Origin of the sequence: Flavobacterium phycosphaerae (genome assembly GCF_010119235.1) — a bacterium.
GTDB classification, from domain to species: domain Bacteria; phylum Bacteroidota; class Bacteroidia; order Flavobacteriales; family Flavobacteriaceae; genus Flavobacterium; species Flavobacterium phycosphaerae.
In genome coordinates this window covers 1,779,805-1,793,487 of record NZ_JAAATZ010000001.1, presented here as the reverse complement: position 1 = coordinate 1,793,487, position 13,683 = coordinate 1,779,805, and the positions used below count along the sequence as shown (strand labels likewise).

Annotated in this window: 6 protein-coding genes and 1 pseudogene; 5 read left to right on the top strand and 2 right to left on the bottom strand. The window is 37.8% G+C overall.

The genetic code is table 11. The annotated features are described in order from the left end of the window. The first annotated feature begins 6 nt into the window (after nucleotides 1-6). Both GUU89_RS07890 and GUU89_RS07885 read left to right on the top strand, forming a co-directional pair. Entirely contained in the window at nucleotides 7-915 is a 909-nt protein-coding gene (locus tag GUU89_RS07890) for a FecR family protein (protein ID WP_235922002.1), read from the top strand. Next, on the top strand, nucleotides 915-3,437 hold the full coding sequence (locus GUU89_RS07885; protein WP_162127401.1) for a TonB-dependent receptor: 2,523 nt from the start codon (nucleotides 915-917) through the stop codon (nucleotides 3,435-3,437). The genes GUU89_RS07890 and GUU89_RS07885 overlap by 1 nt, the downstream gene beginning before the upstream one ends. A gap of 35 nt (nucleotides 3,438-3,472) precedes the next feature. On the opposite strand, the gene argS is transcribed toward GUU89_RS07885, so the two are convergent. After that, on the bottom strand, nucleotides 3,473-5,251 hold the full coding sequence (gene argS, locus GUU89_RS07880) for an arginine--tRNA ligase (protein ID WP_162127400.1): 1,779 nt from the start codon (nucleotides 5,249-5,251) through the stop codon (nucleotides 3,473-3,475). Nucleotides 5,252-5,449: 198 nt separating this feature from the next. On the opposite strand from argS, the gene GUU89_RS07875 reads away from it, so the two are divergent. The 3 genes and pseudogenes from GUU89_RS07875 to GUU89_RS07870 all read left to right on the top strand — a co-directional run bounded on the left by GUU89_RS07875 (nucleotide 5,450) and on the right by GUU89_RS07870 (nucleotide 12,579). Further along, nucleotides 5,450-10,063 carry a T9SS type B sorting domain-containing protein gene (locus GUU89_RS07875; RefSeq protein WP_162127399.1) on the top strand — a complete coding sequence of 1,538 codons (4,614 nt, stop codon included), beginning with the start codon at nucleotides 5,450-5,452 and terminating at the stop codon, nucleotides 10,061-10,063. Nucleotides 10,064-10,383: 320 nt separating this feature from the next. Continuing rightward, nucleotides 10,384-10,503: pseudogene (locus GUU89_RS15005) on the top strand (carboxypeptidase-like regulatory domain-containing protein); the annotation flags it as partial. A gap of 12 nt (nucleotides 10,504-10,515) precedes the next feature. After that, nucleotides 10,516-12,579: a TonB-dependent receptor domain-containing protein gene (locus GUU89_RS07870; RefSeq protein WP_235922001.1), complete on the top strand. Its 2,064-nt coding sequence runs from the start codon at nucleotides 10,516-10,518 to the stop codon at nucleotides 12,577-12,579. Between the two features lie 93 nt (nucleotides 12,580-12,672). Here the strand turns inward: GUU89_RS07870 and GUU89_RS07865 are convergent, their stop codons facing one another. Continuing rightward, the gene (locus GUU89_RS07865; protein ID WP_162127398.1) at nucleotides 12,673-13,680 is read right to left on the bottom strand and encodes a 3-oxoacyl-ACP synthase III family protein; all 1,008 of its coding nucleotides are present in this window, start codon (nucleotides 13,678-13,680) and stop codon (nucleotides 12,673-12,675) included. Between the last annotated feature and the right edge of the window lie 3 nt (nucleotides 13,681-13,683).

The following is a 13,683-nucleotide window of genomic DNA, read 5'->3' as shown; positions in this document are numbered from 1 at the left end:
AACATCATGAATACAATGGAAGAAAATTACGAATTAGCCAAATGGTTGGCAGGAGAAATGAGCGAAGCGGAATTACGCGCGTTTCAAAGTACTCCTGAATATACCACTTATGCCAAAATTGCCGACTATTCAAGTCAATTGAAAGCCCCGGATTTTGACAGCGATTTGTTGTATCAAAATACTATGGCTAATGCCAAAAAAGCACCAAAAGTAATTCCGTTCTATCAATCCAAATGGTTAAAAATTGCGGCGATTTTTGTCGTGTTTTTGAGCTTAACTTTATTTTTAAGAACCACTGTAACTTCAACCGAAGTGGCCGAAAACGGAAAGCAAACCCGTTTTTCACTGCCTGATGAATCTCGGATTGTATTAAACAGCGGTTCCGAAATACAATACAAAAAATGGGATTGGGACAACAACCGAAAATTACATTTAGAGGGTGAAGCTTATTTCAAAGTTGCCCATGGTAAAAAATTTGAAGTCAATACTCCACTGGGAACCGTAACCGTTCTCGGAACCCAATTTAATGTTAAAGCCCGCGAAAATCGTTTTGACGTAACTTGTTATGAAGGGCGTGTGAAAATAGTTCACAACCATCAAGAAGTAATTATTACTAAAGGAACTTCAGTAACATTTGATGCCGATACTTTTGAAAAACAATCAATTGAAAATACAAAACCGGAGTGGACGAACAGCCAAATTGTTTTCAAAAAAGAAAGTTTAAAGCACATTTTAGACGAATTACAAAGACAATATAACTGTGAAATCGTATTAAATGCTAAAGAAAATCTACAGTTATTCTCAGGAACTTTGCCTGCTAACGATATAAAAACGGCATTAAAGATAGTTTCCTCCACATATCATTTAAAAATTTCTAAATTTGAAACTGCAAAAGTCATTTTAGAAGATTTTTAATGTTAAACCAAAACAAGCTGTTTTTACTGGTATTGTTGTTTCTCTCCTTAATTGTTGCCAACGCACAAGAAGGTCAGAATGCAGTGCCATTGAAAACCGTTTTAGAGCAAATAAGCACCCGGCACCATATCAAGTTTAATTACATTGATTCGGAATTGGTCATCTACAAAATAATTCCGCCAAAAGAAACCGCAACCCTTGCCGAAAAAATAGCTTACCTCCAATCGAAAACCGGCTGTAAAATCAAACAGATTACGGAGAACTATTACTCTGTCATCAACAACCGAAACTTAGACAAACCGCTTTGTGGTTATCTAACCGATGAAGAATCCGGGCTTCCTGTTGACAATGCCAAAATTGCCATTTCAGAAACATCTGTTTTGGTTTATTCTAATGACAAAGGTTATTTCGAATTACCTCTGGTTTCTCCAAATACCATTGAAATTTCGCATTTGAGTTTTGAAAAAAAACAAATCAGCCCAGTTGATTTATATTTGTCCGATTGCCCAAAAATAAAACTGACATCTATCGTTCAAAAACTCGACGAAGTGGTAGCACAGCGGTATTTAACTACCGGTATTTACAAAAAAAATGACGGAAGTTTAGAAATAAAACCTAGCAAGTTCGGTATCCTGCCGGGGTTAATTGAACCCGATGTTTTACAAACCATGCAACAAATTCCGGGCATTTCATCGGTTGACGAAACGGTTTCCAATATTAACGTTCGCGGCGGCACGCATGATCAGAATCTCTTTCTTTGGAATGGTATTCGGATGTTCCAAACCGGTCATTTCTTTGGGTTAATTTCAGCCTTCAATCCGTCATTGGCACAAACCATTTCGGTGACTAAAAACGGAAGCTCTGCCTTTTTTGGCGAAAGTGTTTCCAGTTTGATTGACATCTCTTCGCACACCAAATCTATTGACAAAACCGGTTCAAGTATTAGCTCTAATTTGATTAGTGCCGAATTTTATACCAAAATCAAAACTTCAGAAAAAGCCAATTTTATTCTTTCAGGCAGACGCTCACTAACAGATTTCTTTGCTTCGCCTACCTATAAAAATTATCGAAATAAAGTGTTTCAAAATACGGTAGTTACCAATTTGAACAACAACCAAACGGTAGATTTTAAAAGCGATGAAACCTTTTATTTTTATGATTTCACAGCACAATACCAACAAAAAATCGGGCAAAAAAATGAGCTCACCGCTGATGCCATTATGATTCGGAATTCGCTTTTGGTAAATCAATTCACAACAAATGCCAGTAAAAACAGTGATTTGGCACAGGAAACTCTCGGCGGCGTGTTACATTGGAAAACCAATTGGAATAAAAACAATTCCACTGCAATACAATTTTATGGCACTAAATACGGTTTAGAATCCAAGAACGAAGCGATAGAAAGCAACCAGGTTTTGCAACAAGAAAATAGTGTTTTAGCGCTGGGAGTTCAAGTAAAAAATTCAAATAAAATTTCGAAAACCATAACTGTAAATCAAGGATATCAATTTGACGAAACGGGAGTGACTAATTTTGATGAAGTCAATTCTCCGTTCTTCTCTAGAAAAAATATTGACGTATTAAAAAGCCATGCCTTAATTGCAGAAGGGATTTTTGAGACCGAAAGCAAAAAAACGTTCCTCAAAATGGGCGTGCGCGGAAATTATTTCAGCAAGTTCAAAACCACTTTGATTGAGCCACGATTGCAGTTTAATCAGGCTTTGAATCAAAACCTTCGTTTGGAAATTTTGGGCGAACAAAAAAGTCAAACCCTATCTCAGGTAATCGATTTGCAGCAGGATTTTTTAGGTATTGAAAAACGCAGATGGACACAAGCAAACAATAACACTATTCCGATTCAAAAGAGTCAGCAGCTTTCGCTTGGCTTTAGTTATAAAAAGAACAATTGGTTGGTAACCTTAGATAACTTCTATAAAAAAATTACCGGCATTACGACAAGCAGTCAGGGTTTCCAAAACCAATTTGAGTTTGTCAAATCAAGTGGTGATTATGAAGTATTGGGCTTGGAGTTTTTGATTCAAAAGAATTTTGGCCGTTTTTACACTTGGATGAGTTACAGTTATAACGATAATAAATATTTCTTCCCATCACTTACGCCACCAGAATTTTATAATAATTTCGAATTGAAACATTGTGTTTCCTGGGCCGGAATTTATGAATGGAATGCCTTGAAATTGGCTTTGGGTTGCAAATGGCACACCGGAAAACCTATTACTACACCAGCGTCGACCACGGTAGATGCACAGAATGCCATCGTTTACAATTCGCCTAACAATGATAAACTGCATGACTTTTTTCAAATAAATTTTTCTGCTTCGAAAGAATGGAAATTGGAAGGCAATATGGCATTGGAAACCAATATTTCCGTTTTAAATATTTTGAATACCTCAAACAGCATCAACCGGTTTTATCGAGTAAATGCTGCCAACAATACTGTAGAAAGTGTCAATACTTATGCACTTGATTTGACCCCAAACCTTAATGTAAAGTTGCGGTTTTAGCCAAAAAAAGGTTGAAAAACTCCAACCTTACTTTTTTACATCCTTTCCGGAACTTCGATCCCCAGTAACTTGAACGCTGCTTTTATTGTTTCGCCCACTTTTTTAGAAAGCTGCACTCGGAATGTTTTCTTAGTTAAATTTTCTTCACCCAAAATAGACACTGCTTGGTAGAACGAATTGTATTCTTTTACTAAATCATAAGTATAATTAGCAATCAGTGCCGGACTGTGGTGGTTTGCCGCATTTTGAATTACTTCCGGGAAAAGCTCGATTTGTTTTAACAGCTCTTTTTCTTTTTCGTGAAGTTCAATATCAGTCACTGCAACGTTTAGGTCGAAATTGGCTTTTCGTAAAATCGATTGAATACGAGCATAAGTATACTGAATGAAAGGCCCGGTGTTTCCGGCAAAATCAACCGATTCTTCCGGATTGAACAAAATTTGTTTCTTCGGATCAACTTTTAAGATGTAATATTTCAGTGCACCAAGACCAATCGTTTTAAATAGTTGGGCTTTTTCGTCTTCAGAATAGCCGTCTAATTTTCCTAGTTCAGTAGCAATGTTACCTGCAGTGGTAGTCATTTCTTCCATTAAATCGTCAGCATCTACAACCGTTCCTTCGCGGGATTTCATTTTTCCGGACGGCAATTCCACCATACCATAAGACAAATGGAACAAACTTTCCGCCCAATCAAATCCTAGTTTTTTCAGAATCAGAAACAACACTTTAAAATGGTAATCCTGTTCGTTCCCCACGGTGTAAACCATTCCGCCCACATCAGGAAAATCTTTTACGCGTTGGATAGCCGTTCCGATATCTTGTGTCATATAAACGGCCGTTCCATCAGAGCGCAGTACAATTTTTCGGTCTAAGCCTTCTGCTGTCAAGTCAATCCAAACGGAACCGTCAGGATCTTTTTCGAAGATGCCTTTTTCTAAACCAAATTGGACTACATCTTTTCCTAACAAGTACGTATTACTTTCGTAATAATAGCTATCGAAATCAACGCCAAGATTTTTATACGTTTGAGCAAAACCGTCGTAAACCCATTGGTTCATGGTTTTCCAAAGTGATAAAACTTCCGGCTTTCCGGCTTCCCAATCCAAGAGCATTTGTTGGGCTTCTATTATGATGGGCGCTTGTTTTTTGGCTTCCTCTTCAGTATTGCCTTTAGCCATTAGCTCGCTGATTTCGGCTTTGTGTTTTTTATCAAATTCGACATAAAAATTCCCAACCAACTTATCGCCTTTCAATCCTGTTGATTCCGGTGTTTGACCGTTACCGAATTTTTGCCAGGCTAGCATTGATTTACAAATATGAATGCCTCGGTCGTTGATGATTTGCGTTTTGTATACTTTTTTACCCGAAGCCTTTATGATTTCGGCCACTGAATAGCCTAATAAATTGTTACGAACGTGACCAAGGTGTAAAGGTTTGTTGGTATTTGGCGAAGAATATTCTACCATTACCGCTTTATCCGTTGGTGAAATTGTACCAAATCCAAAGCGGTCATTGCTTTTAATTTCAGTGAAAAAATTAAGATAATACGCATCGGAAACCACTATATTCAAAAAGCCCGAAACCACATTGAAACGAGTTACTTCGTTCACATTGGCGACTAAATAATCTCCAATTTTGGTTCCGATTTCAATAGGATTGCCTTTGATGATTTTCAATAACGGGAAAATAACCATAGTAATATCGCCTTCAAAATCTTTGCGTGTCATTTGAAATTCAACTTTATCGGTTGAAACATCAAATAATGTTTGAATAGCGATTTGAATGTGTTGCGTGAGCAATTGTGAAAGCTTCATGGTATTTCTTTTTGGTGGGCAAAGATAAGCATTAGAATACAAATTGTAAAGGCAATGATTATATATAAAAAGGTGAATTTAAAATATATTTTTGTAAGTATTTTACTTTTTAAAATAAAAATATAATGCTTTTCATCGATTTTTTTTGCGTTTAAACGATTTTATATTCAATATTTGTTTCGTCAAAATCCCCGAGTCATGAAAAAGATACTACTATTAATCATTTTGTTATTTTCGATATTAGGTTTTTCGCAACCTATATCGGTAAGTGCAACCAGTCACACCGTACCTCAATTAGTTAACGATGTGCTTATCAATTCTCCGTGTGTATCGGCAACGAACATCACTTGGAGTACCGGAACTAATTTTGGTTCCTCTAACGGAATTGGTTTTTTCCAAAACTCCAATCCAAATTTCCCAATGAACAGCGGTGTTATATTGAGTACCGGTAACATTATGAATGCAGCGGGACCTAATACTTCCTTACTAAATGATGGTGCTGTTGCTTGGCCGGGTGATACCAGTTTAGAAGCTACTTTAGCTGCCGCCGGAATCCCAATGGTCTCCAAAAATGCGACGGTTTTAGAATTTGATTTTACACCACTTTCTCCTAACTTTAGTTTTGACTTCGTCTTTGCTTCTGAAGAATATGGAAATTTCCAATGTCATTATTCAGATGCCTTTGCTTTCTTATTGACCAATATGAATACCGGAGTTACTACCAATTTAGCCGTTGTACCCAGTACAACTTTACCGATTTCAGTAGTAACCATTAGAGATTTTCAATATAACTCTTCTTGCCCGTCGGCTAATGCCCAATATTTCGGTAGCTTTAACGGCGGATCAGCAGCGGCAGGCTCTGCAACCAACTTTAACGGTCAGACCAAAGTAATGACAGCTGCTTCTTTATTGACTCCAAATGTACCTTACCATATTAAACTAGTAATTGCCGACCGTTTAGATCCACAATCGGATTCAGCTATTTTCATTTCATCTGACAGTTTTAATATTGGACAGGATGTATTGGGCCAAGATTTAACGGTAGCGCAAAACACGGCGCTTTGTTTTGGTACATCTAAAACCTTAACTACTGGTTTAAGCACAGCGGATTATAATTTTGTTTGGAAAAAAGATGGTGACGTTTTACCTTCAGAAACAGGGTCAAGCTTAGTTATCAATCAGGCAGGAACTTACAGTGTAACCTATAATAACATCTCCAATTTTTGTCAACCTATTACTGACAACATCACGGTAGACTATTACCCAGAAATCATTACAGCAGACCCAACCACTATTTACAAATGTGATTCGGGGGCAGCTACTTATAATTATAATTTAGATATAAATACACCTGTGGTTAAAGCAGGATTAGATGCTTCTGCCATCGTAACCTACCATAGTTCACAAGCCGATGCTGATAATGGTGTAAACCCGCTACCCTTAGTATATAATACTGCCAGTGGAGCAACTATTTATGTTAGAATCAAATTACCTGCTACAGGTTGTGCTATTGTTAAATCGTTTCAACTAATGGTGTCTCCTGGGCCAATAGCTAATAAACCGGCTGATTTTGTAAAATGTGCTCGTTCACAATATTTTAACAATGCTTATTTTAATTTAACACAACAAAATGATGCCATATTGAACGGACAATCAGCTGCTGTAAATATCATTAGTTACTATACATCTCAATTAGATGCCAATACCGGAGCTAATCCGATTGAAAATGTTTTAAACGGATTGTATTCCAATACTACTATTTATGTTAGAGTTCAAAACGTAAGTGATCCATTATGTTACAGTCTTACTGATTTTAATTTAGTTATCACACCGGCTCCGATTGTAGATGATTTGGAAGATGTTGTGGCATGTTACAGCTACATCTTACCTCCTTTGGTAAACGGGAATTATTTTACCGCTCAAAACGGAAACGGAATTCCATTATTTGCCGGAAATGAGATTATAGAAACACAAACTATTTATATATTCAACCAACCTGATGGTCCGGGAACTTGTGGTTCTAATAGTTCATTTAAAGTTAAAATTATTGACCCTTCTACTTTAAGTCCTTCACACGTAACCCGATGTGGTAGTTATACCTTAACTAATGCGCCTTATGGTGGTTATTTTACAGAACCGGGCGGAATGGGAACACCGGTAGCTCCGGGGACTGTATTTACTTCTTCCCAAGTTATTCATTACTATTACATGACCGAAATTGAACCATTTTGTGTTATTGACACCGATTTTAATATTACCATCTTTCCCTTAGTTGAAGTAGGCGAAAGACCAGATGTTTTTGAATGTACTTCTTATACTTTACCGGCTTTAACTGTTGGCGATTATTACACAGGTCAAAGCGGAACCGGTACTTTATTACATGCCGGAGATGTCATTACAAACAGTCAAACTATTTATGTATATGCTTCGACCAATGCCAGTACTACTTGTAGTGATGAAGATAGTTTTGAGGTTATCATTGGTATGGTTCAGCCGGCTGATGTAAACCAATGTAACGGTTTTACACTTCCTGCCTTACCAATTGGAAATTATTTCACAGGGCCTATGGGAACCGGAACAATTATTCCGGCCGGAACAGTGATTAACGCAAGTACAACGGTGTATATTTATGCTCCTACAACCAGTGGGCTCAATAATTGTACCGATAATATGCACTTTACTTTAAGTATAGCGCAACCTGAAGTGGATGTGTTAAGTGATGTTTCTGTTTGTGAAACGTATACCCTTCCTGAATTAGTTCACGGAAGCTATCGCACCGGTATTGACGGGACAGGGATAATTTTATATCCGGGTAACGTAATTTTATCTACACAAACCATTTACATTTTTGAAAGACTAAACGCTACCTGTTTTAATCAATCAAGTTTTACGGTAACTATTAATCCTTTACCTAATATTGATTCCCGTTCGGATATTGATATTTGTGATCAATATATCTTATCTGCTTTAAATGTGGGTAACTATTACACAGGTCCGGGAGGAACAGGAACCTTGTTGGCTCCGGGAACAGTAATTACTACTTCTCAAAAAATTTATGTGTATGCCGTTTCAAATACTACACCACCGTGTACGATAGAAAACAGCTTCCAAATCAACATATTCTCAACTTCATCGGATACTCCGGCTGACGTTACTGCTTGTGACAGTTATACTTTACCGGCTTTGACTGTAAACAATAAATATTACACGTTATCAGGTGGAGCTGACGGTGGCGGAACCGAAATATTACCGGGTACTCAAATCACAACTACGCAAACGATTTATGTTTTCAAAGAATCTTTGATCAGAACATCATTCTCTTGTGTTAATGAACATATCTTTACAGTAACCATCAACAACACGCCTGTAATTCCGGCTGTTGCTAATATTACGGCTTGTAATTCTTATACTTTACCGGCTTTAATCGTTGGCGATTATTACACCGGAACTAATGCTTCTGGCACTTTATTGCATGCCGGTGATGCCATTACCAGTACGCAAAAAATTTATGTCTTTGCTCACACAGCCACCTCGCCGGATTGTACCAGCGAAACCAGTTTTGTGGCCACTATATACAATGTTGACGATTTGCCGAATACAACCATTTGTGAAAATTATACGCTGCCAGTCTTAACTGTTGGTAAATATTACACCGGAACCGGTGGAACCGGAACGATGCTGGCTGCCGGAACTGTACTTTCAAATTCACAAACCCTTTACATTTACGGAACATCTCCTTTCACACCGGGGTGCTCAGATGAAAGTTCATTTACAGTTACTATAATTGATACCCCTTTTGCCAATCCGACACCTATAATAATGAGAACGGTGTGTGATGAAGACGGAACCAATGATGGTAAAACCTTATTTGACTTGACTACTTTATCTACAACCATTCTTGGTACTCAAACAGGAAGTGAATTTACAATAGCTTATTATGAAAGTCTTACCGATGCAGCCAATCAGACCAATGCTGTTACGGCTTCTGCAAATCCGCTGGTATATGTAAGAGTTAGCAATACTTTAGCGACTAGCTGTTATGATATAAAACCAATAGCTATTGTGGTAAATAAATTACCTTCGCCTACTCCGATTGACGGAATTATATGTATCGATAGTGAAACAGGAACTCTTCTGAATCCTTATACTATGTATAGCAACTTGCCTGCGAGCGCCAACACTTTTGTTTGGACAAATGAAAGCGGTCAAACTGTAGGCACCGGAACTTCTTACCAAGCTATTTTACCGGGAGTCTACACCTTAGTAGCTACGAACAAAGTAACAGGGTGTTCTTCTGAACCGGTTACGGTTACGGTTACTCCATCAGAGCCTGCTATTGTATCTTACACGGTTAATGAAGATTTTGCCGATTCACAAAGTATCACAGTGGTGGCTATCGGACAAGGAAATAATTTTGAATATCAGTTAGACAACGAACCTTTTCAGGACAGTCCGGTATTTGACCATGTCTTTTCGGGCATGCATACTATCACGGTAAGAGATAAATACGGTTGCGGAAGCACAACTGTTCAGGCATTAGTGGTTAATTATCCTAAATTCTTTACGCCAAATGGTGACGGGTATAACGACACATGGAATATCAGAGATTTAGCAGACCAAAAAACCGCCATGATTACCATTTTTGACCGCTATGGAAAAGTATTAAAATATTTAAGACCAAACAACAGCGGTTGGGACGGAACCTATAACGGAAGCCTAATGCCATCTGATGATTATTGGTTTAGTGTTAGCTACACAAATAAAGACAACGAAGAAAAAGAATTCAAAGCCCATTTCGCAATGAAGCGATAACTATCAGCCTTAACCTACTATTTGAACTCCCAAGCCCCAACTTGGGAGTTTTTTTATGTTAATGTTTGTAACATATTACCTTCTTTTATGTCTACTAGGGCATAAAACAAAACTCCATCAATCACAAAAACAAAAATGAGATTCAAAGCATTACTAGTAGTCCTTTTGAGCAGTATCACTTTTTTACAGGCTCAAAATTCGGTTCCCAACCCTATCAATATAGGTAGCATTTCAGGGAAAGTCGTTGACAAAAACAGCAAACAGCCCATTCCTTATGTTAACGTTACAATCAAACAAAGCAACAAAATTATTACCGGGGGATTACACAAGACAATGGTAATTTTTCTATTAAAAACTTAGCTTTAGAAAGCTATACTGTCGAATTCCAATTCATTGGCTACAAAAAACAAACGGCAGCCGTAACCTTAGACAACGCTTCAAAAAGCATCAACATGAATACCGTTTTGTTGGAGGAAGAAGCCGTTCAACTAGAAGGTGTTGAAATTGTAAAAGAGAAATCAACCTACGAACAAAAAATCGACAGAAAGGTGATTAATGTTGGAAAAGATTTGATTTCATCAGGAGCCACTGCCGGTGAAATCATGAACAATATTCCTTCGGTAAGTGTGGATGCGCAAACCAATGCCATCAGCTTAAGAGGAAACGAAAATGTTCGAGTTCTGGTAGATGGGAAACCAACCAACATCGACCCATCACAATTATTGAAACAAATTCCGTCAGCTTCAATCAAGCAAATCGAGTTAATTACGAATCCTTCGGCCAAATACAATCCGGAAGGAATGAGCGGTATCATCAATATTGTTTTACACAAAAATGCCGGTCAGGGCTTTAATGGCAGCATCAATAACGGCGTTACATTTGGAAAAACGCCTAAGGTAAATTCGTCATTTGACATGAATTATAAAGTGGGAAAATTTAATTTCTACGGCAATTACGGCTTCAATCACGGGAACCAAAAAAACCGTGGTTTTGTCAACAGCCATCAGCCTAATGCCGAGAAAACGGTTGATTTTAATTTTCAAAATAAAAACACTTCGCATTTGTACAAAATTGGCGTAGATTATTATATCAACGACTTTAATACTTTTTCGGTTTACACTACGCAGAATCAGTTTTTATCCAAAGGAAATAGCACAACTGAGGTAGATTATGAAGACATTACGCTTTCCGACATTACACAAAACAACAATAGCCGAAGCAACAATCCCTCAGGAACTTATAATATAGATTACAAGCACAAATTCAAAAAAGAAGGCGAAAATATTGAGTTAGAATACAACTTCAACCGTAATAAAGGAACTGAGAATTCAATCTTCAGAACCTATACTAATAACACCACCACTACCGATCCGAATGACATAACTAATATTAACAACAACACTAAAATCAATTTAGATTATACCAATCCGTTGCCAAAAGATGCGCGTTTGGAAGTCGGTTTGGAAACACGTATTGAAAACACCAACAATACTTTCAACCGAAATTATGCGTACAACTCCGATTTTAAATACGAAAGACAAATTCATTCCGCTTATGTGACCTACGGCCGACAATGGACAAAATGGGGCTTTCAAGTGGGTACGCGCTTTGAAAATTATAAAGCTGACGCTAAATTCAATGCTTTAAGTTCAAGTGAAGAAAAATTCAATGACCAAATAAATACTTTTTACCCGAGTGGTTATGTTTCGTATAAATTATCCGAAAACAACTCGTTTAACTTTAACTATTCCAGAAGAGTGGATCGTCCCAGCATAGGGCAGGTAAATCCTATCAGAGAGTGGAGTACCCCAACCGTATCATCAGTAGGTAACCCTTATTTGAAACCACAGTTTACCAACTCTTTTGAATTAAATTATACTCGAAAAACAAAAATAGGTTCGATATCCACCGTGGTATTTTACCGAAAAATTACGCAGGAAATCACCCGTTTGGTAGAAATTGACCCGAATGATCCTAACCGAAACATTTTGTCTTACGACAACTTTAAAGACAACAGTTCTTATGGTGCCGAAATTTCCGGAAACTTAGATTTTACCAAATGGTGGAGTGCCAATATCGGCACTGATATTTATTTTAAAACCATCAGAGGAACAGTTTCTTCGGCATTTATTGAAAAAGACATTTCGATTTTCAACGCCAGAATCAACAATACGTTCAAAGCTACTAAAAACCTGCGATTCCAGCTTTTCGGAATGTATCGTGGGCCAGAACAAGGTTTACAATTTTTAAGAAAAAGCATGTACAAGACTGATCTTGGTGCAAGCTACAATATCCTAAAAGGAAAAGGAACCATCAGTGCCAGAGCAAGTGACATTTTCAACACTATGAATTTTAGCTTCGACGGCGATTTACCGTACAAACAAGAAGGCGCCTTTTACTGGGAAAGTCAATCAATTTATTTAGGATTCAACTATCGTTTTGGTGGAGGTAAAAACGCTGCGCTTCAAAGAAAGCAACGTGATAAAAACGAAACCCAAGGCGGTGGAATGATGTAATAACGCGTTACCGTATTCTATTTAATTTGGGTTAATTAGTGAACGAAAAAGCCAAGCAAATGCTTGGCTTTTTCTATTTGTATCATTATCCTTTTACCATTTTATAATAGCACTGCCCCAAGTAAAGCCGCTACCAAAAGCCGCTAAGACAAGCGTGTCACCATCTTTAATTTTTTCTTGCTCCCAAGCTTCAGTCAAGGCAATCGGTATAGAAGCCGCCGTGGTATTGCCGTACTTTTGAATATTATTAAAAACTTGGTCATCGGTCAGTTTAAATTTTTGCTGAATAAACTGTGATATTCTCAAATTAGCTTGGTGCGGAATCAGCAAATCAATATCGGAAACTTCTAAATTGTTCGCTTTCAATCCCTCGTTAATGACTTCGCTAAACCGAACGACTGCATTTTTAAACACAAATTGTCCGTTCATATGAGGAAAATAACTTTCATCTTCCGGATTATTATCAGCCAAAATATCGGTCACCCATCTTCCGCCCATGCCCGGAGCCAATACCGCAAGTTCTTTGGCGTGTTCCCCTTCGGAATGTAAATGTGTTGAAAGTATGCCTTTGGTAACATCTTCTTCTCTGCTTAGCATAGCTGCTCCTGCCCCATCACCAAAAATAACAGAAACGCCTCGGCCTCTATCGGTCATGTCCAACCCGAGTGATTGTACTTCAGAAGCCACCACCAAAATATTTTTGTACATGCCGGTTTTGATATATTGATCGGCAATGGATATAGCATAGATAAATCCTGAACATTGATTTCTGATGTCCAAAGCACCAATTGTTGACAGTCCCAGTTCTTTTTGTAATGACACTCCCGGTCCAGGAAAATAATAATCGGGCGAAATGGTGGCAAAAACTATGAAATCAATCGCTTCATTGGCAACGCCGGAACGCTCAATGGCAATCTTGGCAGCCTTTACTCCCATTGACGTTGTGGTATCTTCGCCTCTAATTATGTGACGTCTTTCTTTGATACCTGTTCGTTCTTGAATCCATTCGTCATTAGTATCCATTATTTTGGATAAATCATCATTGGTTACAACATTATCAGGGACATAAAATCCTAATCCGCTTATTTTTGAATGGTACATAGA

Bases quoted from the DNA above. Each gene is read 5' to 3' on its own strand.
- GUU89_RS07890 (WP_235922002.1), top strand. From the start codon at position 7: ATGAATACAATGGAAGAAAATTACGAATTAGCCAAATGGTTGGCAGGA.
- GUU89_RS07885 (WP_162127401.1), top strand. From the start codon at position 915: ATGTTAAACCAAAACAAGCTGTTTTTACTGGTATTGTTGTTTCTCTCC.
- argS (WP_162127400.1), bottom strand. From the start codon at position 5,251: ATGAAGCTTTCACAATTGCTCACGCAACACATTCAAATCGCTATTCAA.
- GUU89_RS07875 (WP_162127399.1), top strand. From the start codon at position 5,450: ATGAAAAAGATACTACTATTAATCATTTTGTTATTTTCGATATTAGGT.
- GUU89_RS07870 (WP_235922001.1), top strand. From the start codon at position 10,516: ATGAATACCGTTTTGTTGGAGGAAGAAGCCGTTCAACTAGAAGGTGTT.
- GUU89_RS07865 (WP_162127398.1), bottom strand. From the start codon at position 13,680: ATGTACCATTCAAAAATAAGCGGATTAGGATTTTATGTCCCTGATAAT.